The following is a 25,299-nucleotide window of genomic DNA, read 5'->3' on the forward strand; positions in this document are numbered from 1 at the left end:
CCTTGAGTTTCTGTTCCTAGACAGTCAGAAACCTAGACAGGAAGCGGCGTGCGGCCGTTAAGGCGCTCCGCGACACCCACAGATGAAGCAGGAGAGCCGAGATTTTGCCCGAAACGGCCCCAGAACCTTCGGGAACCGCCTTTTTCCCAGAATCTCCGTCGAATTGGTTCGACGCGGGCGGCAGGGACGGGCCAAGACAGGGACGCGACGGGTCAGTCGCGCCCGGTGAACGCGGGCTTGCGCTTCTGCTGGAAGGCGGCGAAGCCCTCGCGGTAGTCAGCGGTGTCGCAGAGGGCCGCCTGCGCCCGGTTCTCGGCGGCGACGCTCTGCCAGAGGCCGAGCCGGTCGTCCCGGAGGGCGCGCACGAGCTCCTTGCTGGCGAGGAACGCCTGAGTCGCCCCTTGTGCGGCCCGTTGGGCGGCCGTCAACGTGGCATCCGTCACCTCGTCGGCCGGGAATGCCTGGCTGAACAGGCCGGCGGCCACGGCCTCCGCGCCCGACATGAGCCGGCCGGAATAGATCAGGTCGAGGGTGCGGTGCGCGCCGAGCCGGTCGACGAACAGGGCATGGCCGCCGGAGTCGAGCGTGGCACCGAGGTTCGCGAACGGGGACCCGATCTTCGCGGTGTCGGCGACGTAGACGACATCCGTGGCGATCAGCAGGCCGAGGCCAACCCCGAGGCAGGCCCCGGTCGCGGCGGCGAAGGTGGGCGCCGGGAAGGCGCTCATCCGCTGCAACAACGGCGTGACGAGTCCCCCCAGGAAACCCATCACATCGTCGTCGCGCGGGTCGACGCCCGAGATGTCACGGCCCGCGCAGAATGCGCGGCCCTCGCCGCGCAGCGCGAGGGCGCGCACGCCGGCCGCCTCCGCGGTCTCGTATGCGGCCGCGAGCTCGGCCAGGCCGGCCTCGTCGAGCGCGTTCAGCTTGTCGGGGGCGTTCAGGACGACGTAGGCCACGTCGTCCCGGATGGACAGCTCGATCACGGGAACCGCTTTCTGCGCTTGCGCGCCATACCTGATGGGCGAGTGGCGCTACACGTCGTAGTCGACGACGACCCGGTCGGTCGTTGGGTGCGACTGGCAGGTGAGCACATAGCCGCGGGCCAGTTCGTCCGGTTCGAGGGCGTAGTTCTCGGTCATCGTGACGTCACCGCTGACGAGCTTGGCGCGGCAGGTGCCACACACTCCCCCAGCGCAGGCAAACGGAACATCCGGCCGCACACGCAGGGCGGCGTTCAGGATGCTCTCCTTCGCGTTGACGGGCGTGGTCACCGTGGCGCTCTCGCCGTCGAGCGTGAACTCGATCTCGAAGGTCTTGTCACCGATTCCGACGACCACCGGCCGCCCGGTGTCGCCGACCGCGTGCGTCGGCTCCCCCGTCGTGAACAGTTCGAACCGGATGTGGCCCGGCTCGACGTCCACGCTCTCCAGCGTGTCGCGGCACAACTGCACCAGTTCGAACGGCCCGCAGAGGAACCACTCGTCGACGGCGTTGGGACGGATGATGCTGGCCAGCATCAGGCGCAGCTTCTCCTCGTCGATCCGGCCGGAGAGCAGGGCGGAGGAACGAGACTGGCGCGAGAGCACGTGGTGCAGTGCCAGCCGGGCCGGGTACCGGTCTTTCAGGTCGGCGAGCTCGTCGAGGAACATCACGTCGAGCGCGGTGCGGTTTGTGTAGACGAGCGTGAAGCGGGAGGTCTCCGAGCGTTCGAGCACGGTGTGTGCGAGCGACATCAGCGGCGTGATGCCGCTGCCGGCGGCGATGCCGACGATGTGCTTGTCGTCCAGAGTGTCCAGCGCGGTGGTGAACGTGCCCTGCGGGCTCATCACGTCAAGGCGGTCCCCGGCCCGGAGTTCGGTGTTCGCCCAGCTGGAGAAGACCCCGCCGAGGTCGCGCTTGATCGCGACGCTGACCGAGCCGAGCGCGTGCGGACGACAGATCGAGTAGCTGCGGCGCAGCTCCCGGCCGCCGATCGTGGCGCGCAACGCCAGGTGCTGCCCGGGGTCGTAGTCGAACTCCCCCTGCAGCGCCTCGGGAACCAGGAAGGTCACCTCGACGCTGTCCTGGGTGAGCTGACGCACCTCGCCGACGGCGAGGGTGTGGAACCGGGCGCGGCGCTTTGTAGGCTCGGTGGCAGGGTCGAGAACGGCTGAATCGGTACTGCGCAGATTGAGTGCGGCCATGGTTACAACACCTTGAAGTAGTCGAACGGTTCGAGGCAGTCCCGGCACTCGTAGAGTGCTTTGCACGACGTCGAACCGAAGCGGGCGAGTTCCCGCGTATTCAGTGAGGAGCAGCGCGGGCACTTGACCACGAGTTGGAGCCGGACGGCGCCGGTCGGGCGCACGCCGGAGTGGCCGGTCGGGGCAGCGATGCCATAACTGACCAGCTTCGCCTTGCCCTCCTCGCTCATCCAGTCGGTGGTCCAGGCCGGGGCGAGCACGAGTTCGACGGTGACGTTCTGGTAGTGGGCATTGGTGAGGGCCGCCCGGACGTCGTCGCGCATGGCCTCCATCGCGGGGCATCCGCTGTAGGTCGGCGTTAGGATGACGTGGGTTCCGTCGGCCGAAACGGCGACCGACCGAAGCACTCCCAGATCTTCAATCGTGAGCACGGGGACCTCCGGGTCGCAGACCTCGGCGGCGATGTCCCAGGCCTTCTGCGACGCCGCGTCGCCCGGACGCGGACGGGCAAGGGAGGCCACGGTCACCATTTCGCGCCGGGGTGCGCCCGCGCCAGCACCTGCATCTCGGCGAGCAGCGGCCCGAGGTTCTCGGAGTGGTCGCCGCGGCGCCCGCCCCCGGAGGAGATGAAGCCGCGGGGAACCTCGAGCTCGGCTTCGGCGAGCACGGGGAACATGGCGCTCAGGACTGAGGCCTGGAGGGAGGACGGCCGCACGGCGACGCCCTCGAGCCGGTCGATCAGCGGCTCGTCGACGAAGAGCTCCTCCACGAACGGCCATAGGTCGGAGAGACCGGTGATCATGCGCCGGCGGGATTCCTCGGTGCCCTGAGCGAGGCGCAGCACCCACTGGATGGAATGGTCGCGGTGGTAGTCGACCTCCTTGACGGCCTTGGCCGCTATCGCGGCGAGCGTCGCATCCGTCGACTGCATCAGCGCGCTGTAGAGCTCGAACAGGTAGTGCGCCGCGATGAACTGACGGGCGATCGTGTGCGCGAAGTCACCGTTGGGCTGCTCGAACAGGTGCGCCGAGCGCCACTGGGGTTCGTCACGCCAGTACGCCAGGTCGTCCTCGGTTCGGCCGGATTCGGCCCCGGCGTAGTGCAACAGGGAACGGGCGTGCCCGATCAGGTCGAGGGCGATGTTGCCGAGGGCGATGTCCTCTTCCAGCTCCGGGGCGCGGGAGATCCACCAGCCCAGGTTCTGGGCCAGCACGAGCGAGTCGTCGCCGAGCCAAAGCGCGTATTCCGCAACGTCGTGCGAGGCGACGGATGCCGCTTCGACCAGTTCCGCGGAGAGCTGGACCGTGTCGACGTCGACGTGGCCGTGGCCGTCCTGCTCGATGGTGTCGCTCACAGGTGCTTCACCCCTTCGCTCTTCGTGTAGTAGCTCGCGTGGCGGTAGTTCTTGCCGGCGGGCGATTCGAAGAAGGCACCCTTCGCATCCGGATCGCTCGTGGTGATCGCGTCGGCAGGCACGACCCAGATCGAGACGCCCTCATTGCGGCGGGTGTAGAGGTCACGCGCGTTGCGCACCGCGAGGGTGGCGTCGGGGGCGTGCAGGGAACCCACGTGGGTGTGGCTGATTCCGCGGCTGGAGCGCACAAAAACCTCCCAAAGGGGCCAGATCTCCTTCTCGGATGCACCGGGAGCGCTCATTATGCGACCGCCTTCACGCCCTGCTTGGCGGCGTACGCGGCAGCAGCCTCACGCACCCACTGACCCTCGTCGTGCGCGTCGCGGCGGCGCTGGAGGCGCCTGGCGTTCGCCGGTCCGCGGCCCGCGAGCACCTCGTGGAATTCGGTCCAGTCAATTTCGCCCATGTCGTACGCACCCTTTTCTTCGTTCCAGCGCAGGTCCGGGTCCGGCAGCGTCACACCGAGCACCTCGGCCTGCGGCACGAGCATTCCGACGAAGCGCTGGCGCAGGTCGTCGTTGGAGAACCGCTTGATGTTCCAGGCCATCGACTGCGCAGAGTTGGGCGAGTCGTCATCGGGCGGCCCGAACATCTGCAGGGCCGGCCAGTACCAGCGGTTGACCGATTCCTGGGCCATCTCGCGCTGGGCGGGCGTGCCTTTCATCAGCTCGAGCAGGATCTCGAAGCCCTGCCGCTGGTGGAAAGACTCCTCCTTACAGATGCGCACCATGGCGCGCCCGTACGGACCGTAGGACGCGCGGCAGAGCGGCACCTGGTTGCAGATCGCGGCGCCGTCGACGAGCCAGCCGATGGCGCCCATGTCGGCCCAGGTGGGACTCGGGTAGTTGAAGATGGAGGAGTAGCGCGCCTTGCCCGCGATGAGCTGGTCCGTCATCAGGTCGCGGCTGATGCCGAGAGTCTGCGCGGCGGAGTAGAGGTAGAGACCGTGGCCGGCCTCGTCCTGCACCTTGGCCAGTAGGATCGCCTTGCGCTTCAGGCTGGGCGCCCGGGTGATCCAATTGCCCTCCGGCTGCATCCCGATGATCTCGGAGTGCGCGTGCTGGGAAATCTGGCGGATGAGGGTCTTGCGGTAGCCGTCCGGCATCCAATCACGCGGCTCGATTCGCGAATCGGCGGCAATCAGGTCGTTGAACTGCTGCTCCTCGGCAGACACCGTGGCGGCGCTGTCCGGGGCGATAGCGTAGGGAACTGGCGGGATTGTCATCGTTGACTCCTGGGTTTGGCGAACTTTTACCAACCGATCGTTCAGTTAGTATATGGTTTCCCTACGACCCCCACAACCATGCGTTGCGGCCCGCGGAACTCAATGAGGAGAACCACATGACGGAAGTTTTACCGCCCTCCAACGGGGCCATGATGGAGAACGACCGGGCATCGGCCGCACTCGGCATGGTCGTGCACGCCTCAGAGCCCGGCCGCGCGGTCGTCTCCATGCTCCTGCGGGACGACATGATGAACGGCTTCGACGTGACGCACGGCGGGATCGTCTTCGCTCTGGCCGACACGGCGTTCGCGATCGCCTGCAACGACGACCACCACGTCACGCTCGCGTCGGGCGCCGACATCACCTTTCTGAAGCCCACCGCCGCCGGGCAGACCCTCACCGCGACCGCCGTGTTGCGCACCAAGAGCGGTCGCTCCGGACTTTATGACGTGCGCGTTGCCAACGAGCACAACGTACCGGTGGCGGAGTTTCGCGGGCGCAGCCGCACCACCAACTTTCCCGTGCCTGGTTCCGTCGCTCCTCTACTTTAAATCCGCATTCCACCAGGAGGCCTCATGTCAACGATGACCAAGACCCGCTTGCACGCCCCGGCCCAGGATGAACTCGATCCCGAGGAGCGGATGTCCCGTGACGAACTGCAGGCGTTACAGCTGACCCGGCTGCAGAAGACCGTACGGCTCGCCTACCAGAACGTTCCTCTCTATACCCGCAAGTTCAACGAGGCCGGAGTGCACCCGGACGATATCCGCACCCTGGACGATGTGGCCCTGCTGCCCTTCACGACCAAGGACGACCTGCGCGTCTCCTACCCGTTCGGCATGTTCGCGGTGCCGATGGACCAGGTCGCGCGCATCCACACCTCTTCCGGGACCACCGGGCTGCCGACCGTCGTCGGCTACACGAAGAAGGACCTCAGGATGTGGGCGGGCCTGGTGGCGCGCAGCCTTCGCGCCTCCGGCGTGCGGCCCGGCATGCGCGTGCACAACGCGTACGGTTACGGCCTCTTCACCGGCGGCCTCGGCGCGCACGCGGGCATCGAAGCGCTGGGCGCCACCGCCATCCCGATGTCCGGCGGCCAGACCAACAAGCAGGTCAAGATGATTCAGGACTTCGAACCGGACGTCATCATGGCCACGCCCAGCTACCTGCTGACGATCACGGATGCGATGGTCGCGGCCGGCATGGACCCTCGCTCGTCCAGCCTGAAGGCGGGCGTGCTCGGCGCGGAGCCGTGGACCAATCAGATGCGGCTCGAGCTGGAAGACCGCCTCGACTTCGACGCGCTCGACATCTACGGACTCAGCGAGGTGATGGGCCCGGGCGTGGGCAACGAGTGCATCGAGACGAAAGACGGACCGCACCTCTGGGAGGACAACTTCCTGCCCGAGGTCATCGACGGCGACAGCGGACTCGTGCTGCCTGACGGCACCCAGGGTGAGCTCGTGTTCACGTCGCTGACCAAGGAAGCTTTCCCGGTCATCCGTTACCGAACCCGCGACCTGACCCGCCTGCTGCCCGGATCGGCGCGCCCCGGCATGCGCCGGATGGAGAAGATCACGGGTCGCAACGACGACATGATCATCCTGCGCGGCGTCAACCTGTTCCCGACCCAGATCGAGGAGATCGTGCTCAGCATCCCGAGCCTCTCCCCGCACTTCGTGATCGAGCTGACCCGGCCGAACCGGATGGACGAACTGACCGTTCGGATCGAACGGCACGAGCACGCCAGCGATGTCGCCTCCGACATCGCCTCAGCGCTGCTGATCCATAAGATCAAGGACCTGATCGGGTCCAGCGTCAACGTATTGATCGTCGAACCCGGCACGCTCGAGCGCAGCACCGGCAAGCACAAGCGTGTCTACGACCTGCGCTGAGTCTGCCGCACAACCCGCGCAGTCACGGGCCGGTCGTTCCTCCGGAAACCCGGCTCGTGACAGACTTCTCGATTATGTCTGAACCAGCCCTGGCCAAGCGTGGCCGCCCCGGATACGACCAGCCCGCCATTCTCGAGGTGGCGGTCGCCGCCTTCAACGAGTTCGGTTACGACGCCACCTCGATGGGCGTGCTCGCGACCCGCCTCGGCCTGTCGAAATCGGCGATCTACCACCACTTCACCTCGAAGGAGGAGCTGCTGGAACAGGCTCTCGGCGAGGCCCTCGACGGACTCGAAGGGGTGCTGCTCAAGCAGAGCGCCCAGTGCGGCCCGGCCATCGACCGGCTCGCCGCGGTGCTGCGCGGAGCCGTGGAGGTGCTCACCTCCCGGCTGCCCTACGTGACGCTGCTGCTACGGGTGCGCGGAAACACGGATGTCGAGCGCGCCGCGCTCGCCCGCCGCCGCTTATTCGACCGGGCCGTATCCGCCCTCGTGGTGGAGGCCCGCGATGAGGGTTCCCTGCGCGGCGACATCGACCCTCGGATCGTGACCCGGCTGCTGTTCGGCATGGTGAACTCGATCGTGGAGTGGTACCGGCCGGAGGGGCCGGAAGATGCCGGTCAACTCGCCAACGATGTGCTCGCGGTGGCGCTCGACGGGCTGCGGGTGGCGCCGGGCTCGCGGGTCTCGGCGAGCTCGACCACCGAATAGAGGAGACAAGTGAACGAGAACTGGAAGATCACGCTCGGCGAACTTGACGAGAAGATGGGCGTGACCATTGTCGAGCAGTCCGCGGAGCGGGTCGTCGCGACGATGCCGGTGGAGGGCAACCGGCAGTCCTTCGGGCTGCTGCACGGCGGGGCATCCGTCGCCTTCGCCGAGGCTCTCGGCTCGTGGGCTGCCGTGATCCATGCGGGCCCGGGGCGAAGCGCGGTGGGCCTCGACATCAACGCGACCCACCACCTCGCGGCGCGGTCGGGAATCGTGACCGGGGTGGCGACGGCCATCCGGCTCGGGCGCACGATCGCCTGCCACGAGATCGTGATCAGCGACGACCAGGGCCGTCGGTTGTGCACCGCGCGCATCACGAACCTGATCGTCGACGCGGCCGGCCGGCCGCCGTTCGTGCCCCGGGCGCAAGACGGCGCAACACCGGTGGACTAATCTCACTTACATGAGCGCATCGAACCCTGACCAGGAGCCCCGGCCCACCCCCGGGAGCGACGCCCGCTGGACGTTCCTGACCAACCACGCGCACGTTCTCGTCACGATCGCGCGGGATCCGCAGTGCCGGATGCGCGAAGTGGCCTCCCGGGTGGGCGTCACCGAGCGCGGGGCCCAGAAGATCATCGCCGATCTCGTGGCGAGCGGTTACATCATGAGAACCCGGGTCGGGCGGCGCAACAGCTACCAGATCGCCCCCGGGCGACCGTTCCGGCATCCGGTGTCCGAAGGACACGAACTCGACGAGCTGCTCGCCGTGCTCGTGCCGGTCCCACCCCCCAAGTTGGACACCTGAACGGCAGTTCGCTAATCTGGGAGTGTTCTGATCGTTCTTCCTCATTCATCCCCCAGTTTGGAGAGTCCGCCGTGAGCACCGAAGGCACCACCCCTGCAGGCACACCGGAAACCGCCGAGGCGTCCACGCCGGCGCCGTCGCCGGCCGGCAGCATCGTCGTCGGCCACGACGGCTCGGCCTTCGCAGACCACGCGCTCAGCACGGCGCTCGGGCTCGCCGATCAGTTGCACGCCCCGGTCGTGATCGTGCGTGCCTGGTCAATCGACACCGCCCCCAGGCCCGCGAACTGGGAGTTCGGCTACGTGTCGACGTTCGCCGAATACTCGGAGGCGGTTCGGGCCGCACTGATCGAGGACACCGCTGCGCTGGTGCATGCCTTCCCGAACGTGACCGTCGACTACCGGGCCGTGCATGCGGGGCCTGCCCGCAGCCTGATCGAGGTGTCGCGTGAGGTGCGGATGCTCGTGGTCGGTTCCCGCGGGCGCGGCAACCTGGCCGGACTGTTGTTGGGCTCGGTCAGCGACCAGTGCACCCGGCTCTCGGTCTGCCCGGTGCTGGTGACGCGCAAACGGCCGAATCGCTGACCCAGACGGATGTCCACCACCTCTCCCGCAGCGGCGGCCACCGAGCACGCCGCCTGGCACACCCTCTCGGCCGCTGAAACCACGGCGGCCCAGGACGTCGACGCCCGCGCCGGGCTCGCCGCATCCGAGGTCGACGACCGCCGTCGGCGATACGGACCGAACTTGCTGCGTAAGCCGAAACGCGTGCCGACCTGGCGCAAGATCGTGCGCCTTCTCGGCGAGAAGATGACGATCGTGCTCCTGGTGGCCGCGGTCGTCAGCGCCGTCGTCTCGCAAGAACTCGAGACACCGATCGTAATCCTGGTCGTGATCATCCTCAACACGGTTCTGAATTATGTGCAGGAGCGGAGGGCCGAGAGCAGCCTCCAAGCGCTGCAGCAGCTGTCGGAAGGCAAGGCCGTCGCTCGGCGGGACGGAACCGAACTCGAGGTGCAATTCTCCGATCTTGTGCCGGGCGACATCGTGCTCCTCGATGCCGGGGACTCCGTTCCGGCGGACGGTCGCATCATCGAGAATGCCGGCTTGCAGGTGGCCGAGGCGACCCTGACCGGGGAATCCGAGCCGGTCGGGAAGACGATTCCCGCTCTGGACGATGCGGAACTGCCGCTCACAGACCGCACCAACATGCTTTTCATGAACACCCTGGTCACTCGCGGCCGCGCCACCATGGTGGTCACCGACACCGGCATGGGCACGGCCGTCGGCGGCATCGCGGTGCTGTTGAACGAGGTGAAGAACGACAAAACACCGTTGCAGCGGAGGATCGACCAGCTGGCCCAGCTGCTCACCGTTGCGGCGCTGGTCGTGGTGGCGATCGTCTTCGTGCTGGGCCTCCTGCGCGGGGACTCCTGGACCGAGCTGCTGATCACCGCCGTCTCGCTGGCCGTGGCGACCATTCCTGAGGGTCTCACCGCGGTCGTCGCGTTCACCCTGGCGATGGGCGCCTCCCGGCTGGCCGCCCGAGGCGCCATCATCAAGCAGCTCTCGGCGGTGGAAACCCTCGGCAGCGTCAGCCATATCGCCACCGATAAGACCGGCACGCTGACCATGAACGAGATGACGGCCCGCCGACTGCACACCCATGGCCGCGATTTCCGCATCACCGGCGAGGGCTACTCCACCGACGGCCGGATCCTCACCGGTGATGACCGGCCCCTGCCTGACCTCACCGAGGCGTTCCTAACCATGGCCCTGTGCAATGACGCCGTACTGAACGACGGCGTGCTGGTCGGCGACCCCACCGAAGGAGCCCTGGCCGTTCTCGCCGAGAAGGGCGGCATCGACGTCGCAGCTGCGAGGCGGACCCACCCCCGGGTAGCCGAAGTGCCCTTCGACTCCGACTACAAATTCATGGCCACATTCCACCGGCCGGCAGAGCCGACGACCGGACTGCCGCGACCGCCCGGACACCGCTGCTTCGCCAAGGGCGCACCGGGCGCACTGCTGCCCCTGACCGACTCGGTGCTCACCGACGACGGCATCCGCCCTCTCGATGCCACCATGCAGCAACGAATCCACGACACCATCCAGGAACTGGCCGGTGAGGGCCTGCGCACGATCATGGTCGCCGGACGCACCCTCGACGCCGGCACCGTTCCGGGCGACGACTCGGGTCGCTCCCTGGTCACCGGTCTGACCCTCTACGCCATCGTCGGAATTGTCGATCCACCCAGGGTTGAGGCGGCCAAGGCCATCGCGGTGGCGCTCGGCGCCGGCATCCGCGTGCACATGATCACGGGCGACCATCTCGTGACGGCCTCGGCCATCGCCCGCAACCTGGGCCTGCCCGGAGAGGCTGCTGCCGGTCCTACGCTGGACGACCTCGACGATCACGCGCTCGCCGCCCGGGCCGCCGACTACGGGGTACTCGCCCGCGTCACCCCGGCCCACAAGATCCGGGTGGTCAGGGCGTTGCAGGCCGGCGGCAATGTCGTTGCAATGACCGGTGACGGCGTCAACGACGCGCCGGCCCTGAAGCAGGCCGACATCGGCATCGCCATGGGTATCACCGGCACGGATGTCTCCAAAGGCGCCGCAAACATGATCCTCACCGACGACAACTTCTCCACGATCGTCGCCGCGGTGCAGGAGGGACGCGGCATCTACGCCAACATCCTGAAGTTCGTCAGGTTCCAGCTGACCACGGCGTGGGGATTCGTGCTCATCTTCCTGATCGCGGGCGTCACCGGGTGGGCCGCGGGCGCGCCGTTCACGGCGCTTCAGATCCTCTGGGTCAACATCATCATGGACGGCCCACCCGCACTGGCGCTCGGCTTGGATCCGGCCGAACCCGGAACGATGAGCTGGCCTCCGCGCCCGTCCGACGAACCTCTGCTCACTCGGGACAGGATGCTGCGTATTCTCGGGCTCGGCCTCGTCATGGCCGCGGGAACCCTGACCGTGTTGACCCAGGCGTCCGCCCTGTTCCCGGACAGTGCGGGCAACGCGGCCTTCGCCACCACCCTCGCGTTCACGACCTTCGTCTTCTACCAGGTGTTCAACCTTCTCAACGTGCGCTCGGACACCCACTCCGTCTTCTCACTCCAGACGTTCACCAACCGCAGCATCTGGCTGGCACTCACCGCCGTGATCATCCTGCAGGTCCTCGTGGTGCAGATGGACGTGCTCCAGGGACTCTTCGACACGACCTCCCTCACGTCGGGCCAATGGGGTCTGTGCGTGCTGGTCGGGTCGTCGGTGCTCTGGATCGAGGAGGTCCGAAAAGCCATCGTGCGGGCAGCCGGGCATCGCGCAGCTCGCCGCTGAGACCTGCCCGACCCGCAACGCGAGAAGGGGCATCCACCGTGACGGCGGATGCCCCTTCTCGCGTTATTTCAGGAGGTGCTGGAGTTGCTGCCGACTACATTCCGGCGAGGTCGCGCACCGACGTGTCGCCGGGGGCCGCGTTCGTGAAGGAGGCCTCGATCTCGGCGCGGCCCAGCAGCTCATCCATGCGGCGGCGACGCTGCTTCGGGATGAGCGTGACGACGGTACCGGACTTGCCGGCGCGCCCGGTACGACCGGAGCGGTGCAGGTAGGTCTTGTACTCGTCGGGAGCGTCGGCCTGGATGACCAGGTCGATGTCGTCCACGTGGATGCCGCGAGCCGCGACATCCGTTGCCACCAGCACGTTGACGCGACCGCTGGTCAGCATCTGCAGGTTGCGGGTGCGTCGAGCCTGGTTCAGGTCGCCGTGCAGGCTCGTGGCCTTCACGCCGGCGTCTTCGAGCTGCTCGGCGAGCTGTTCGGCGTAGGCACGGGTGCGCGAGAAGATCAGCGTCTTGCCCTGGCGGTCGACGAGCTGGCCGATGATGGCGCTCTTGTCGCGGTGCTCGATGACGAGCACGCGGTGGTCGATGGTGGAGGAGGCCTGATCTTCGCCGGCAACCTCGTGCACGGCCGGGTTGATCAGGAATTCCTTGACCAGCGAGGCGACGCCCTTGTCGAGGGTGGCCGAGAAGAGCAGCTTCTGGCCGCCCTTCTTGGTCTGACGCAGGATGCGCTGAACCGGCTCGAGAAAGCCCAGGTCGCACATGTAGTCGGCCTCGTCAAGGACGGTGACGACGACCTCGCTGAGGTCGAGGCGACCCTGCTCGATGAGGTCTTCGATGCGACCGGCGGTGCCGATGATGATGTCCACGCCGCGCTGGAGGGCGCTGACTTGGCGGTACTGCGGAACGCCGCCGTAGATCTGGGTGGTGAAGAGGCCGACGCTGCGGGCGATGGGCTGGATGGTGCGGTCGATCTGCAGGGCCAGCTCACGGGTCGGGGCCAGAATGAGCGCGCGGGGCTTGCGGGCCATCTTGCGGTCCTTGGCGCCGTTGTTCTCCAGCAGCTTCTCCACGAGGGGAGCGCCGAAGGCAATGGTCTTGCCGGAACCGGTCTTGCCACGGCCGAGCACGTCGCGCCCGGCGAGTACGTCCGGGATGGTCGCGGCCTGGATCGGGAACGGCGCTGCGGCACCGAGGGTGGCGAGCTCGCGCACGATGTTCTCACCGAGGCCCAAGTCGCCGAAGGTCACGCCGACGACTTCGGCAGCCGTCGTCGCGATGGCTTCGAGGCGCTCAAGCACGACGTCGTCACCAGCGGCGAAGTGCGCCTTGGTGTCGCGGTCGGGGTAGAAGTTGCTGGAGTGGCCACCATCGGACGCCGAGCGGGCCGGACGCGCCGGACGGTCGGAGTTCGAACGCTCGGAACGGTCGTAGCCGCCACGCTCGGTGCGGGCCGGACGGTCGCCGTAGGACGAACGGTCGTTGTTGTTGTACGCCGGACGATCCGTGCGCGGGGCACGGTCGCCGTAGGAGGGTCGGTCGTTGTTGTAGGACGGACGGTCCGTGCGCGGACGGTCGTTGTTGTACGCCGGACGATCCGTACGCGGGGCACGGTCGCCGTAGGAGGGTCGGTCGTTGTTGTACGCCGGACGATCCGTACGCGGGGCGCGATCGCCGTAGGAGGGTCGGTCGTTGCCGTAGGACGGACGGTCCGTGCGCGGACGGTCGTTGTTGTACGCCGGACGATCCGTACGCGGGGCACGGTCGCCGTAGGACGGACGGTCGTTGCCGTAGGACGGACGGTCCGTGCGCGGACGGTCGTTGTTGTACGCCGGACGATCCGTACGCGGGGCGCGATCGCCGTAGGACGGACGGTCAGTGTTGTACGCGGGACGGTCGCTGCGGGGACGGTCGCTGTTGTACGAGGGACGGTCTCCGCGCGGGGCACCACCAGAAGAGGGACGGTCGCTGCGGTTCGGGCGGTCGCCGTAGGCGGGGCGCTCGGAGCGATGGCCGTAGGTCGGGCGGTCGTTGCCGGCAGGGCGGCCGATGCCGTAGGCCGGACGGTCATTGCCTGCGGGGCGGCCGGCGGCACGGTCGGCCCGCTCGCCGGCGTTCCACCGGGCTTTCTTGGGCGCACCCTCGGCGGCGTTGTGGCCGCGGTGTCCGGGGCTCTTGCTGCCGCCCTTGGACGGTCCACCCTTGGCGGAGTACTTGGGATCGAAGTTCTTAGGCATGAAAAATGTTCCTGGGTTGTATTGGGTACATGGCAGAACAACGCCGCACACGCGACGCAACCTGAGAACCCGGGCAGTCTATGGCCGGGGCCGTTCACATACAGTGATTTTTCACCAGCGGATTACTGGGAAACCGGCCCATCCTGACTTACAAACCCATCCGCGCACACAAAAAAACACACGGTGTCAAGAGCCGACCTACCTACGTTACCTGATCGATGCCGCAATGTCACGGATCACCTTCACCGCTTACTCTGTTCACATGCTGACGACCATCAACATTGAGTCCCCGCGGCAGCCGGAGATCGCCGCGTTGCTGCGACTGAGCGGAGATTACGCCCACTCGCTGTACCCACCGGAGAGCAACTTTCTGCTCGACGTCGACGAGCTCGAGCAGCCGGGTGTCGCCGTGTACGTCGTGCGGGATGCGACGGCCCGCGCCGTGGGGATCGCCGCGCTGGTGGGTGGGGCCGGTACGACCAGCGCGGCGGAGCTGAAGCGCATGTTCGTGCACCCCGACGCCCGGGGCCGCGGCGTGGCCGCCCGCCTGCTGGCGGGGATCGAGACGGATGCCGCGGCCCGCGGCATCCGAGAAATCGTGCTGGAGACCGGGCCGGAGAGCTATGCCGCGCTCTCCTTCTATCGGAGCGTCGGCTACCGGGAGGTTCCCCTATTCGGTCAGTACGTGGGCGAAGCCTTCAGCGTCTGCTTTGCCAAGACGATCCCGGGAACCCTGCCATGACCCGGGATCGGGCAGCCGCCGGCACTTTGGCGCAGGTGAGTGTGCATCGCGCACGGAGGACGGTGTCCTGGCTGGGAGTGGCCGCGACCAGCCCGAGAATCGTGCAGGCGGTCAAGGCCGCCATCGCCGTCGCCATCGCCTGGTCGATCGCGCCGTTGCTGCCTGGTGTGGCGGATGACTACCCCTACTACGCCCCGCTGGGCGCGCTAGTGAGCATGTACCCGACGCTGATGAGTTCGGTGCGGAACGCCCTGCAGACCCTGGGCGGCCTCACCGTCGGAATCCTGCTCGCGGGGGCGGTCATCGTTTTGAGCGAGCCGAACGTTCTCACAATCTCGCTCGCGGTCGGCGTCGGCGCCGCGATCTCGGCCACCGGCTGGTTCGGCGCCAGCCGGGAGTACATTCCGGTGACGGCGCTGTTCGTGCTGATCGTCGGCGGGCCGAATGCCGACGGTTATTCCATCGGGTATCTGGTGCAGATGACGCTGGGAATCGCGATCGGCCTCGCCGTGAACCTCCTCTTCTTTCCGCCGTTGGCCTTCGAAGCCGTCGGCCAGCAGCTGATCCGCTTTCGCCGCACCCTGGCCGATCAGCTCTCGGAGGTGGCCGACGCCCTGGCCGACAGCTGGCCGCCTGAACGGGACGGTTGGGCCTTCCGCAGTCAGGAACTCGTGGCGGTCGGCCGCGCGGTGCGCGTGGCGGTCAGTCACGCCGATGACAGTCGCAAGGGCAACCCGCGCGCCCGCGTGCATCAGCGGGATCTTCGCTCGGACTACGACGAGCTGTCGGCCCTTGAGGACGTGACCTTCCACGTGCGCGACTTGACGGAGGTGCTGGCCGCGGCGGTCTGGGGGCAGCCGGTCCAGCTCGAGTTGCACCCCGAGTTGCGGCCGGCGCTCGGCCGGACCTTACACGCCGCGGCCGCCGTGCTGCGGGACTGGGACACGGATGATGACGAGCAGGCGGCATTCGCCGAGGCGGGTGCCGCTCTGACGGGCCTGATGACCGAGCTGGACGAGCGGCGAAACTCTGCCCCGGTGATGTCGCTGGGGGTCGCGGCGACGGTCGCGATGGACGTCACCCGCATTCTCACCGCCCTTCGGCCGCATATCCTGCCGGAGGCCGACGAGGGCGACCAGGCCGACGCCGCCCCGGACCCGACGCCGACGCGCTAATCCAGGCGAGGACGCCCCGCCCCGCCTTCGGACGGGATTCGGTGCGGCGCGAGAAACGAATTAGTCTCGTTGCACTACCCCGCAGCTCGGAGCACACGTGAACACCGGCCCACGCCATCCCCGATTCGGCTCGCATCGCATCCGTTTTCTGACGATTGCCGGCGCGGTGAGCATCGCCGTGGCTGCGACGGCCCTCCTCGGCGGCTTCCGCCCCCAGCTGTATTCCGTGACGCCCGACGAACCGGGCGACCAGCGCAGCGAGCTCGTCACGACCCAGATCGTCGGCATCCGAACATTCGAGCGGCCAGGTGGCATCACGGTCGACGAAAATGTTGAGTACGGCACCCAGGCGGACGGTGCCGTGCTCACTCTCGACGTGTGCTCGCCGGCGATCACCCCCGCTGCGGAAACGACCCTCGAGGCGGCGCCGCCTGTCGTGCTGTCATCGGAGGACGCGGCGGCCGCGCTGCGTCCGGCCGTCATCTCCATCCACGGCGGCAGTTGGGCTCGAGGCGACAAGGGCAACAGCGACTGGCGCGCAGTCTGCGCCTGGCTCGCCTCCGAGGGATTCGTCGCCTACTCGGTGAACTACCGGATGGTACCGGATGCCGTGTTCCCCGCCGCGCTCGACGACGTCGCCCTGGCCGTGGAGTGGGTCCGCGACCCCGTCAATGCGCAGACCCACGGCATCGACCCGGACCGGATCGGCGTGTTCGGCGGCTCGGCCGGCGGCAACCTCGCCGCCCTGCTCGGCACCCGCGGTTCCGGGTCGCTGACCACGGGGGCCCGGGTCGCCGCGGTCGCCGAACTCTCCGCGCCGCTCGACCTCAGCCACAAGGCGCTCGTCACGGGCCGGGCCCCCGCGGGGCTGCAGAACATTGTGCGCGACTACGTCGGCTGCGAAACCCTGCGCGACTGCGCCAATGCCACAGCCGCGTCGCCGGCGAGCACCCTTGACCGCAGCGATCCGCCCGTATTCCTCGGCTCGTCGACCGACGAGTACATTCCGCTGTCGCAGGCCACCGGGTATGCGGCGGCACTCGAACGCTCGGGCGTCGCCCACGAGCTCGTGACGGTGCCGGGAACGCTGCACTCGATCGGCATCCTCGACGCAACCATGCGCGAGAAGGTAGCTGCCTTCCTGCACACGACGCTCGGTGAGTAGCCGCGAGGCCGTCTGGCGGCGGCGGGCCGGCGGTGCGGCGCGTCCTCGCGGCGCAGGGTAGGGAAGCGGGCACATGTTCTAACGTGCGCCCGCCTCCACAGGGTGCGCCGCGAGCGTTGTGGAGGCCGCGAGCCACGGCAGGCAGCGCGGAGGCGGGGAGCCGAGGGCAGGCAACACATGCGCCGCAGGGCTACGTGCCGCGGATGCGCCGTGAGAGCTGCGCGGCGGTGCCGTCGAGCTGCGCGGCGAGCGCCGGCCAGTCCGCCTCGGCGATGCGCTCGCGTGAGAAGGTGACGGCGATGCCCGCGGCGGGCCAGCCCGCGTGGTCGCGCACGGCGACGGCGACGGATGCCATCCCCTCCGTGATCTCCCCGTCCTCCAGGGCATACCCGTCTCGGCGCACCTGTTCAAGCAGGGTGCGCAGCTCCGCCGTGGTGCGTGGTCCCCGGCCGTGGCGCGTGGCGAAGGCGGCGGCGTTGGGGTACAGCGCCCGCAGCTGGGCTGCCGGCAGCGCGGCGAGGAGCGCACGCCCGCTCGCGGTGAGGTGGCTCGGGAGGCGCACGCCGACATCCGTCACCAGCGACGGGCGACGGGGGGCGCGCTCCTCGACGAGGTAGATCACGTCGCGCCCGTGCAGCACGACGAGGTGGGCGCTCTCACCGAGCCGGTCGACCAGCGCAGCGACGAGCGGACGGCCAAGGTGTGAGAGGGGCTGCTGCCGGGAGAAGCCCGAGCTCAGCTCGAAGGCGGCCAGGCCGAGGCCGTATCGCTGTTCCTCGGGCAGGTGCACCACGAAGCCCTGATCGGCGAGCACCGCGAGCAGGTCGTAAACGCTCGAGCGGGGCAGGCCGAGGGCCGTGGCGATCTGGGACGCCGGCACCGGGCCACGCTGCGTGGCCAGATGGGAGAGGATGCGCAGCGTGCTTTGCGCCGCCGGAACCTTCGACGGGGTCATGCGCCTGCCTCCCGTGAACGGTGTGCGTGAACGGCACCGCTGAATGTCCGGTATCCCGGACAGCATCCACTCTAATCCCGTCGTGCAGGCGGTCCGGCTGGTGTCGAATCGGAGTATGAACCTCGCTAGCGCATCCGTCACCGTGGGTACCGGCCCGATCTCGTTCGCCGACGTCACCGCGGTGGCCCGCCACGATGCGCCCGTCCTGCTGCCCGCGGCGGCGCGTGAGGGCGTCGCCTCGACCCGCCGCATCATCGAGGGACTCGCGCAGGACGTGCACCCGCACTACGGGATTTCTACCGGCTTCGGGGCTCTTGCGACGACGTTCATCGAGAGCGACCGCCGCGCCCAGCTGCAGGCGAGCCTGGTGCGCTCGCACGCCGCGGGCAGCGGTCCCGAAGTCGAGCGCGAGGTCGTGCGCGCGCTGATGCTGCTACGCCTGTCGACTCTGATGACCGGGCGCACCGGCGTGCGGCCCGTGGTCGCCGAGACCTACGCGGCCCTGCTCAACGCCGGGATCACCCCCGTCGTACACGAATACGGCTCGCTCGGCTGCTCGGGCGACCTCGCACCGCTCGCGCACTGCGCGCTCGCGGTGATGGGCGAGGGGCTGGTGCGGGATGCGTCCGGCACCCTGATGGACGGCGGTCTGGCCCTGGCCGCGGCCGGCATCACCCCGGTCGTGCTGGCCGAAAAGGAGGGGCTCGCCCTGATCAACGGCACCGACGGCATGCTCGGGATGCTCGTGCTCGCCCTCGCCGACCTGTCCCGCCTGCTCACGACCGCCGACATCGCTGCGGCCATGAGTGTCGAGGCCCTCCTCGGCACGGATGCCGCCTTCGCCGCCGACCTGCAGGCCCTCCGCCCCCAGCTCGGCCAGGCCACGAGCGCGGCCAATCTGCGCGCGCTGCTGGCCGGTTCCCCGCTGCTCGCCAGCCACTCCGGTCCCGACGACCCCACCGTGCAGGACGCCTACTCCATCCGCTGCGCCCCGCAGGTGCACGGCGCCGCCCGGGACACGATGGACCACGCCGCCCTGATCGCCGGCCGCGAGTTGGCCAGCGCGGTTGACAATCCCGTGGTCACCCTTGACGGCCGGGTGCAGTCCAACGGCAACTTCCACGGCGCCCCGGTGGGCTACGTGCTCGACTTCCTCGCGATCGCCGCCGCGGACGTCGCGAGCATGAGTGAGCGGCGCACCGACCGCCACCTCGACGCGAACCGCAACAAGGGACTGCCGCCGTTCCTGGCGCACGAGGTCGGCGTCGACTCGGGGCTGATGATCGCCCAGTACACCGCCGCCGGGATCGTGTCGGTTTTGAAGCGGCTGGCGGTGCCGGCATCCGTCGACTCGATCCCGTCGTCGGCCATGCAGGAGGACCATGTGTCGATGGGCTGGGCGGCCGCCCGCAAGCTGCGGCACTCGATCGACGGCCTCGGCCGGGTGCTCGCGATCGAGGTGATGACGGCGTCGCGGTCGCTCGACCTGCGCGCGCCGCTCGCTCCCGGCGCGGCGACCGGCGCGGTGCGGGCCCTCGTGCGCACGGTGGCCGACGGCCCCGGCCACGACCGGTTTCTCTCCCCCGAGATCGAGGCGATCGTGGGTCTCGTGGCGTCGGGCGCGGTGCGGGATGCCGCGGCGGGCGTGGTCGGGCCGCTGGCCTGAGGCCCCGCAGGCGTCGCAGGGCAGCACGGCATCCGGGCTGCGTCAATCGCTTGTCGGCCCCTCGATCACATGTCATGATGTGACCCGCTAACCCGTTGCAACCGCCCCGGGATTGCCCGTCGATGCCCTGAATCGATGCCCTGAAACAGTGAACTGCGGAGACTCATGAACCTCTCCCCCCGATTTCGTCTCCGCCTTTCCCTGCCCCCGGTCCCGCCGCGATACCTGGCGACGCCGCTCGCCGCCGCCGTCATCGTCGCCCTCGCGATTTTCGGGACACCCACACGGTCCCTCGCCGACGACGCCCCTATTGCTGCAACGGAGGATCCGGCTGCCGCGGTGCCCGCTGTCCCTGAGACATGTCCCACGCTCCTCTCGACGAATGCCCTGCCGGCCGCGGATCCGGTCGACTCGGTCGCCGCGCCCTGCCCCATCAATGCGCCGACTTCTTCCTCGGTGCCGACGCTCACCCCGACACCCGTCCCCGAGCCCGAGCCCGAGCCCGAGCCCGAGCCCGAGCCAACAATCACCCCTACCCCCACGCTCGAACCGGCACCGGCTCCAGCCCCCACCACGGAGCCGACGGGTGAGCCGACCCCGACACCAACACCCACCACTCCCCCAGCGTCCGGCGAAGAGCCGTCCGCACCCACAAAGCCTGAACCGTCCGCCGAGCCGACTGCACAGGTACCGGCACCGGCAGAGCTGACCGCGGATGCCGGATCAGCCTCAGCCGATCGCGCTGCAGCAGCAGTAGAAGTAGCGCAGGCCGCCGCCTTCTCAGCCCAGCAAGCGGCCGCGGCCGCCCGCACGGCCGAGGCCCAGGCATCCGCCGCCCGGGCAGCAGCAGCAGACGCCCGAACGGCCGCCGCCGCCACTCAGGCCGCCTACGACGCAGCGAAACTGGCCTACGCCGGGGCCAAGGCCGACTATGACGCCACTGTCGTTCAGGCCGATCTGGTGCGCGACCACGGCGCCGACGCCGCCGCCAGGGCCGAGGCATCCCGGCGGGCGCTGGCGACGCTCGTTCGCGCCACCCTGCAGCGATCTGGGCCCGAGGCCGTGGATGTGCTGCTCGCGGGCAGCAGCGACGGTAATGATTTGCTCACCCGGCTCGCCACGCTCGAAAGCCTGGACCGGCTCACGAACAGCCTCGACGAGGTGCAGGCCCAGGTCGACGCCGACACGAAACGTGAGAATGCGCTGCAGGACCAGGACGCCGCACTTCGGGCAGCGATCGAGGCCATCCCGCTCTCCGACACCCGCCTCGCCATGGAGGGCGCCCAGCAGGAGCTCGATGCGGCCTCCGCTAAGGTGGCCGATCTCGCGGCGAGCACGCCGGTCGCCCTGGTTCTGACACCGCTGCCCAACTTGGTTCCCGCGGCCGGCACCGACGACTTCGGCGGCCGGCTCCGAGGCCAGCCGAGCAGTGCGGGCTGGGCCGCGCCGGCGGTCGGCTCCCTAACGGATGCCTTCGGTCCCCGGCACGATAAACCGCTGCCTGAGGTGAACGACTTCCACGGCGGCACCGACATCGGCACGGCGTGCGGGGCGGCCGTCTATGCGGCGAGCGCGGGGGTCGTGGCCACGGCAGCACCTCTGGGCACCTACGGCAACTGGATCCTGATCAACCACAGCAACGGTATCGCCACCGGCTACGCGCATCTTGCCGAAGGCCAGACCCTCGTGAGCGTCGGCGAGACGGTCATCGCCGGGCAGGTCATCGCGAGCGTCGGCAGCACCGGGGCCTCCACCGGCTGCCACCTGCACTTCGAGGTGCGAACGGACGGCACCGCCGTCGACCCGCAGCCGTTCCTGGTGCAGCGCGGCGTGCAGTTCGGCTGAGTGCCTCGTGAGCGCGCCAAACTGGGGTCGTTTACGCCCAACGCGGCCGCGCGTGCCGTGCAGATAAACGCCGACCCAAACCACTACATGATCAACTTGGCAGCACATGGCGGAGCACGACGACTGCGACTCGACCGAGCATTGACGAGGCCATGGTCGACGTCCGCCAAATGTTCCTCGACTGGCTCACCAGCCACCTCGCCACTGTCGAGGTCGTCGGAACTAAATCCATACCGTGGTGCGCCCATTGGTGGCTCCACCCGGGAGAAGTCGCCCGGTTCAAGGCCCTCTGGCACGCCATCATTCAAGCCGACGCCAGCGTCATGGACGGCGACCCTGAGCAAGGACACCTCTACCGCCGCAAGGGCACAACCGCCAGGATCGTGCCCGCGTTGATGCCGCCTAACGGCGTGGAACTCTAGCGGAACGCACCGCAGCGACAGCCTCGATACTTAGGTTGTTGCACCCCTGAGATTCCGGGTCAGGTGCCCGATCATTTGTCGACGAGGGTGTTTTCGAAGCTATAGAAGTCGGGCGCGTAGCAGTGCTGCCCGAACTCGCCTGCACGGCCGGAGTTCTCAAACGCTGTCCGCGTCATGGTCAACACCACTGCGCCCTTGGGCAGGAAAAGGAGCAGCGCGCTCTCGGATGCGTTCGCTGCGATGCGCTGCTTCGCGACTGACATAGTCACGCCGCGCGAGCCGGGCGAATGCCTGGCCGACCCGTCCAGGTCCCGCAGGGAACCGCGGTCGTGGCTCGTGCGCCAGCGACCGAAAGGCCTGGGAGCTAATGGCCCCATCGATCCTTCGCGCATGCACCCCGGGCCGTGAAATCAAATTCAGGGGCATCAGTTCCCCAGCACTGGCATCTGCCGTGTAAGTCGCAGCCCTTAGGATTCTTGACACAGAGGTGCACAGCACCCGCACCACCGATCAGAGACGAAATATGAAACTCCTTGCTCCTTCACTTCGCCTGACCATCGTGCTCCTCGGCATAGCGGCGATCGTGTCGACATTCTTCGACACAGCCACCCACGCCACGATCAACCCCTTCAACTTTTTTGGGTTTTTCACGATGCAGAGCAACATCATTGTGGTCATTGTGCTGGCAGTCTCCGCCTTCGTTTCCTTCTCCGGGAGACACCAATCCCTATGTTTGGTATTAGCGCGCGGGTGTGCCACAACCTACATAGTTATCACCGGATTCGTTTACAACTTGCTGCTCGCCGGGCTCGAAGGAGGCGTCTCTCTGGCCTGGGCCAACACCGTGCTGCACGTCGTCCTGCCCCTCTACGCAGCCCTCGATTGGCTGATCTTCAACGACCGCAGCCCACTCCGATGGAACGAACTATGGATTGCCCTCATCTACCCCATCGTGTGGATCATGGTCGTGCTCCTCCGCGGGGCAACCGACGGATGGGTGCCTTACCCCTTCTTGAACCCGGCACAGGGATACGGCATCGTCGCGCTCTATGCCCTTGCTATCGCTGTTGCCACCGTCATTTTCGCCGCCGTCATCTGGACCTTAAGTCGGTTGAACCCCCTTCGCAGCCCCGCGCTGGCAGAGATACGGTAGCCGAACCCCTTACGGTGTTCGGAACCGAGGCGTCCGGTGGCATGACCAATAGCCGTGCGTCGTAGGCTCCCCAACCGCTGATTTCGCCGAGGAGGAGGACCACTTCCTCTTGGGTGAGGCCACTGATCGGCGCTCCATATCGAGTCCGCGTGTTCATTCGCCCGCGAGCAATTCTGCGGCGGGCAAGGCAGCATCGCTTGCGGGTATCCACATCGGTATGGAGCGCGGACCAACCCAGTAGTTGACATTGTGTCCGGCCGGCCAGTCGTCGTCGTCCGAGAGGAGTTGGCCAATATGGCCTGCGACTTCTGCGGTAGTCAGCAGAAATGTGGAAAGTTCGTGTTCGCTTCCACCGGCGTTGTAAATTCCGGTGAGGCGTCGGTGTCCGGCACTGATATCTTCTCGAATCACGACTCAACCGGTCAGGAGACAGCCCTAGACCGGCAGCGAGTGCTATTGTCGCGATGATCTCAACCGGTATCGCACGTAGATTACCTGGTCATAATCAAGTTTCGCCACATGTCACGAGCCTCGGCCTTTCAGCAGTCGAGATCCTATGTGCAGAACAATGTCAACGGACGCCAGCTATCGAAGCGGACCAGTGCAGTGACGCCGCAGTCTGAGGCATCCGATCAGCAGACGCTGATGCTCAGCATGGCTTCCGGTAATCAGGCCGCGTTCGGCCTGATCTACGATCACTTAAGTGTCACGACGTTTGCGATCTGCAACCACCATCTAAAGACCCCGGCCGCGGTCGACGAGGCCATGCTCGGCCTGTGGCTGTACGTCTGGCAAAATGCGGCGATGCTGTCGGGACTGGACGGGTCGCCTTGGTCCATCATTATTAGGACAGCGGAACACCACGCCGAGTTTCACGCTCAGACCGAGTGCCTGGCCCGAGAAACGGATACCACTCTGCTCGGATGAGTCCCGGTCCCCGGAAAACGACGGTGGGCTCACCCGGGGAATACGGGCAGCGTCGAAGCGCACTTCGGAGTGTCGCTCAAGTCAAATACTGGCCGCGTCCTGAGTTAACGAGACATTTGCATCGCCGCCTGGTTTCGCTGGCTCCTATTGGCATCCAAAAAAATTTGCCGCCGCGCGCCGCTACTTAGTCACGGTCACTTGCTTGAGAAATCATTCGGGTCCAGTCCGGCAATACGACGTGCATGGTCCTGGAGAGCTGCCTCGCTCAGGGTGTAACCAGTATTTGCGAATCGTTCACGCAACGCGTCGAGAACTTGGGGCTTGCTGTGGCCAGCGAGGTCTGCCTCCTCCTGTGCGAGAATCCCCGCGACCTTGTCGTCATCCGATTGAGAGTGCTGGGCCTCAATCGGTTCATTCTGGGTGCTGCCATTGCCATTCATGCTGATCCTCTAATCTCCGAGTTTTGTCGGTAGCGGCGAACGATAAGCGTGACGGCGCGGCGCGCGATCCTCCGAGGAGTCTCTCGGTTCTGGCGCTGCCGTTCGGGCGCGATGATGATCAACCTCGAAAGGCGACTTTGATGTCTTCGCCCGCCTGCTTCAGGTCGGCTTTTGTTTGATCGGCCCTGCCTTCGGCTTGGAGTTTGTCGTTGTCCGTGGCATCACCCGCCGCTTCTTTAGCCATACCGATGACTTTTTCTCCGTCATTCTTGAATTTGTCAGTGCCGCTCAAGTTTTCATTCCTTTCGTTTCCGCAATAATCATATGCATCAACTCGTATGTACACACCTGCGGGGAGTGCACCCGGGGGGGCTAGCATGCGAAGCGCATTTTCAGGAAAGCCATCTAGACCGCCAACGCCTGCGTTACCAAGGGCGGAACACGAATGGATACCGCCGATGTGTTGTGGATCGTCGCCGTGATCGTTGTTGTTTTGATGGTCGTCAGCTTGGTTTTCTACGTCGTGCGCCGTTGTGATCAGGAGCTCCGCAAGCGTGACAAGTTGGATCTGCGGCGCGCAAATGCGATAGAAGGCAGACGTGGTCGAACTTGAAGCCCGTGAACACGCAGCACCTGCACCCCGCGCCCGCGCCCGGACAGCCCTCGGCGTGAACGCGGCTCTGAGGTCTAATCGGGCGTGGGGGCCGCTGACTCCTAGCCTCAATCCACCGGTGTGCCTCTGAGCGAGTCCTGATTTCGGTTTGGCGGGCTTGGGGAGATTCAAGTGCGGGTGAGGTCTGGGTCCCGCGGCCCGGGGTGATCCCTGGCACTCCAGTTGATGCCGATGCTGGCTGGTTGGTTGGTCGGTTGGGGTTACGTCCCCGTGAGTGGTGTGGTTTCCCGCTCTTGAGCGTTGCTTCGTCAACGTGAAGAGCCACCGTGGGATGGTCAGTGAGTACCGACTAAAGCAACTCACAAA

At 67.2% G+C, this 25,299-nt stretch carries 28 protein-coding genes; 16 read left to right on the top strand and 12 right to left on the bottom strand.

Annotated elements, in window-relative coordinates:
• Nucleotides 1-212: 212 nt before the first annotated feature.
• From E3N86_RS04255 to paaA, 6 genes are read right to left on the bottom strand one after another with little or no spacing between them, the layout of a single operon-like run.
• Nucleotides 213-986 carry an enoyl-CoA hydratase/isomerase family protein gene (locus E3N86_RS04255; protein WP_104102554.1) on the bottom strand — a complete coding sequence of 258 codons (774 nt, stop codon included), beginning with the start codon at nucleotides 984-986 and terminating at the stop codon, nucleotides 213-215.
• A gap of 48 nt (nucleotides 987-1,034) precedes the next feature.
• Entirely contained in the window at nucleotides 1,035-2,186 is a 1,152-nt protein-coding gene (gene paaE, locus E3N86_RS04260; protein WP_134341838.1) for a 1,2-phenylacetyl-CoA epoxidase subunit PaaE, read from the bottom strand.
• Between the two features lie 2 nt (nucleotides 2,187-2,188).
• Nucleotides 2,189-2,707: a 1,2-phenylacetyl-CoA epoxidase subunit PaaD gene (paaD, locus tag E3N86_RS04265; protein ID WP_233191499.1), complete on the bottom strand. Its 519-nt coding sequence runs from the start codon at nucleotides 2,705-2,707 to the stop codon at nucleotides 2,189-2,191.
• A gap of 2 nt (nucleotides 2,708-2,709) precedes the next feature.
• Nucleotides 2,710-3,540 carry a 1,2-phenylacetyl-CoA epoxidase subunit PaaC gene (paaC, locus tag E3N86_RS04270; RefSeq protein WP_104102561.1) on the bottom strand — a complete coding sequence of 277 codons (831 nt, stop codon included), beginning with the start codon at nucleotides 3,538-3,540 and terminating at the stop codon, nucleotides 2,710-2,712.
• Entirely contained in the window at nucleotides 3,537-3,842 is a 306-nt protein-coding gene (gene paaB, locus E3N86_RS04275; protein WP_104102564.1) for a 1,2-phenylacetyl-CoA epoxidase subunit PaaB, read from the bottom strand. The genes paaC and paaB overlap by 4 nt, the downstream gene beginning before the upstream one ends.
• Nucleotides 3,842-4,825: a 1,2-phenylacetyl-CoA epoxidase subunit PaaA gene (gene paaA, locus E3N86_RS04280; protein ID WP_104102566.1), complete on the bottom strand. Its 984-nt coding sequence runs from the start codon at nucleotides 4,823-4,825 to the stop codon at nucleotides 3,842-3,844. Before paaA ends, paaB begins: the two co-directional genes overlap by 1 nt.
• Nucleotides 4,826-4,941: 116 nt before the next feature.
• Between paaA and paaI the strand changes: the two genes are divergently transcribed.
• The 7 genes from paaI (at nucleotide 4,942) to E3N86_RS04315 (ending at nucleotide 11,588) form a co-directional block, all read left to right on the top strand.
• Nucleotides 4,942-5,376 carry a hydroxyphenylacetyl-CoA thioesterase PaaI gene (gene paaI / locus E3N86_RS04285; RefSeq protein WP_104102568.1) on the top strand — a complete coding sequence of 145 codons (435 nt, stop codon included), beginning with the start codon at nucleotides 4,942-4,944 and terminating at the stop codon, nucleotides 5,374-5,376.
• A 33-nt stretch (nucleotides 5,377-5,409) separates the two neighbouring features.
• On the top strand, nucleotides 5,410-6,720 hold the full coding sequence (gene paaK, locus E3N86_RS04290) for a phenylacetate--CoA ligase PaaK (protein WP_134511405.1): 1,311 nt from the start codon (nucleotides 5,410-5,412) through the stop codon (nucleotides 6,718-6,720).
• A gap of 74 nt (nucleotides 6,721-6,794) precedes the next feature.
• A complete protein-coding gene (locus E3N86_RS04295) occupies nucleotides 6,795-7,430 on the top strand; it encodes a TetR/AcrR family transcriptional regulator (protein ID WP_104102571.1) in 636 nt (211 codons plus the stop codon).
• Nucleotides 7,431-7,484: 54 nt separating this feature from the next.
• The gene (locus E3N86_RS04300; protein WP_134511406.1) at nucleotides 7,485-7,883 is read left to right on the top strand and encodes a hotdog fold thioesterase; all 399 of its coding nucleotides are present in this window, start codon (nucleotides 7,485-7,487) and stop codon (nucleotides 7,881-7,883) included.
• Nucleotides 7,884-7,893: 10 nt separating this feature from the next.
• Nucleotides 7,894-8,238, top strand: coding sequence for a helix-turn-helix domain-containing protein (locus E3N86_RS04305; RefSeq protein ID WP_134511396.1), 345 nt, complete (start codon nucleotides 7,894-7,896; stop codon nucleotides 8,236-8,238).
• Between the two features lie 71 nt (nucleotides 8,239-8,309).
• Nucleotides 8,310-8,822: a universal stress protein gene (locus E3N86_RS04310; protein WP_241985941.1), complete on the top strand. Its 513-nt coding sequence runs from the start codon at nucleotides 8,310-8,312 to the stop codon at nucleotides 8,820-8,822.
• 9 nt (nucleotides 8,823-8,831) lie between these two features.
• The gene (locus E3N86_RS04315) at nucleotides 8,832-11,588 is read left to right on the top strand and encodes an HAD-IC family P-type ATPase (RefSeq protein ID WP_134372810.1); all 2,757 of its coding nucleotides are present in this window, start codon (nucleotides 8,832-8,834) and stop codon (nucleotides 11,586-11,588) included.
• Between the two features lie 94 nt (nucleotides 11,589-11,682).
• Here E3N86_RS04315 and E3N86_RS04320 read toward each other — a convergent pair whose 3' ends face one another.
• Nucleotides 11,683-13,830 carry a DEAD/DEAH box helicase gene (locus E3N86_RS04320; RefSeq protein WP_134511397.1) on the bottom strand — a complete coding sequence of 716 codons (2,148 nt, stop codon included), beginning with the start codon at nucleotides 13,828-13,830 and terminating at the stop codon, nucleotides 11,683-11,685.
• A gap of 262 nt (nucleotides 13,831-14,092) precedes the next feature.
• On the opposite strand from E3N86_RS04320, the gene E3N86_RS04325 reads away from it, so the two are divergent.
• From E3N86_RS04325 to E3N86_RS04335, 3 genes are all read left to right on the top strand, one after another.
• Nucleotides 14,093-14,572, top strand: a complete 480-nt coding sequence (locus E3N86_RS04325; protein ID WP_134373486.1) for a GNAT family N-acetyltransferase — start codon at nucleotides 14,093-14,095, stop codon at nucleotides 14,570-14,572.
• A 62-nt stretch (nucleotides 14,573-14,634) separates the two neighbouring features.
• Nucleotides 14,635-15,747 carry an aromatic acid exporter family protein gene (locus E3N86_RS04330; RefSeq protein ID WP_134511398.1) on the top strand — a complete coding sequence of 371 codons (1,113 nt, stop codon included), beginning with the start codon at nucleotides 14,635-14,637 and terminating at the stop codon, nucleotides 15,745-15,747.
• 97 nt (nucleotides 15,748-15,844) lie between these two features.
• Complete coding sequence (locus E3N86_RS04335; protein ID WP_104102583.1) at nucleotides 15,845-16,912, top strand: alpha/beta hydrolase; 1,068 nt, start codon at nucleotides 15,845-15,847, stop codon at nucleotides 16,910-16,912.
• A 190-nt stretch (nucleotides 16,913-17,102) separates the two neighbouring features.
• Here the strand turns inward: E3N86_RS04335 and E3N86_RS04340 are convergent, their stop codons facing one another.
• Entirely contained in the window at nucleotides 17,103-17,867 is a 765-nt protein-coding gene (locus E3N86_RS04340; protein ID WP_134511399.1) for an IclR family transcriptional regulator, read from the bottom strand.
• Nucleotides 17,868-17,982: 115 nt separating this feature from the next.
• On the opposite strand from E3N86_RS04340, the gene hutH reads away from it, so the two are divergent.
• From hutH to E3N86_RS04355, 3 genes are all read left to right on the top strand, one after another.
• On the top strand, nucleotides 17,983-19,533 hold the full coding sequence (gene hutH, locus E3N86_RS04345) for a histidine ammonia-lyase (RefSeq protein ID WP_134401815.1): 1,551 nt from the start codon (nucleotides 17,983-17,985) through the stop codon (nucleotides 19,531-19,533).
• A 165-nt stretch (nucleotides 19,534-19,698) separates the two neighbouring features.
• On the top strand, nucleotides 19,699-21,378 hold the full coding sequence (locus E3N86_RS04350; RefSeq protein WP_134511400.1) for a M23 family metallopeptidase: 1,680 nt from the start codon (nucleotides 19,699-19,701) through the stop codon (nucleotides 21,376-21,378).
• Nucleotides 21,379-21,530: 152 nt separating this feature from the next.
• A complete protein-coding gene (locus tag E3N86_RS04355) occupies nucleotides 21,531-21,800 on the top strand; it encodes a DUF4913 domain-containing protein (protein ID WP_134511401.1) in 270 nt (89 codons plus the stop codon).
• Nucleotides 21,801-21,871: 71 nt separating this feature from the next.
• Here E3N86_RS04355 and E3N86_RS04360 read toward each other — a convergent pair whose 3' ends face one another.
• A complete protein-coding gene (locus E3N86_RS04360; RefSeq protein WP_104102596.1) occupies nucleotides 21,872-22,063 on the bottom strand; it encodes a hypothetical protein in 192 nt (63 codons plus the stop codon).
• Between the two features lie 260 nt (nucleotides 22,064-22,323).
• Here E3N86_RS04360 and E3N86_RS04365 point away from each other — a divergent pair, with 260 nt between their 5' ends.
• Entirely contained in the window at nucleotides 22,324-22,953 is a 630-nt protein-coding gene (locus tag E3N86_RS04365; RefSeq protein WP_134511402.1) for a Pr6Pr family membrane protein, read from the top strand.
• 153 nt (nucleotides 22,954-23,106) lie between these two features.
• On the opposite strand, the gene E3N86_RS04370 is transcribed toward E3N86_RS04365, so the two are convergent.
• Nucleotides 23,107-23,364: a hypothetical protein gene (locus tag E3N86_RS04370; RefSeq protein ID WP_134511403.1), complete on the bottom strand. Its 258-nt coding sequence runs from the start codon at nucleotides 23,362-23,364 to the stop codon at nucleotides 23,107-23,109.
• A 147-nt stretch (nucleotides 23,365-23,511) separates the two neighbouring features.
• On the opposite strand from E3N86_RS04370, the gene E3N86_RS04375 reads away from it, so the two are divergent.
• Nucleotides 23,512-23,880, top strand: a complete 369-nt coding sequence (locus E3N86_RS04375) for a hypothetical protein (RefSeq protein ID WP_134511404.1) — start codon at nucleotides 23,512-23,514, stop codon at nucleotides 23,878-23,880.
• 194 nt (nucleotides 23,881-24,074) lie between these two features.
• On the opposite strand, the gene E3N86_RS04380 is transcribed toward E3N86_RS04375, so the two are convergent.
• Together E3N86_RS04380 and E3N86_RS04385 are read right to left on the bottom strand one after the other, a co-directional pair.
• The gene (locus E3N86_RS04380) at nucleotides 24,075-24,320 is read right to left on the bottom strand and encodes a hypothetical protein (protein WP_134373502.1); all 246 of its coding nucleotides are present in this window, start codon (nucleotides 24,318-24,320) and stop codon (nucleotides 24,075-24,077) included.
• Nucleotides 24,321-24,438: 118 nt separating this feature from the next.
• The gene (locus E3N86_RS04385) at nucleotides 24,439-24,612 is read right to left on the bottom strand and encodes a CsbD family protein (RefSeq protein ID WP_134373504.1); all 174 of its coding nucleotides are present in this window, start codon (nucleotides 24,610-24,612) and stop codon (nucleotides 24,439-24,441) included.
• Nucleotides 24,613-24,765: 153 nt separating this feature from the next.
• Between E3N86_RS04385 and E3N86_RS16720 the strand changes: the two genes are divergently transcribed.
• Nucleotides 24,766-24,933 (top strand): hypothetical protein, encoded by a 168-nt coding sequence (locus E3N86_RS16720; RefSeq protein ID WP_158250303.1) that lies wholly within the window; start codon nucleotides 24,766-24,768, stop codon nucleotides 24,931-24,933.
• The last annotated feature ends 366 nt before the right edge of the window (nucleotides 24,934-25,299 follow it).

This window comes from Cryobacterium sp. Hz7 (assembly GCF_004402815.1).
Lineage (GTDB): Bacteria > Actinomycetota > Actinomycetes > Actinomycetales > Microbacteriaceae > Cryobacterium > Cryobacterium sandaracinum.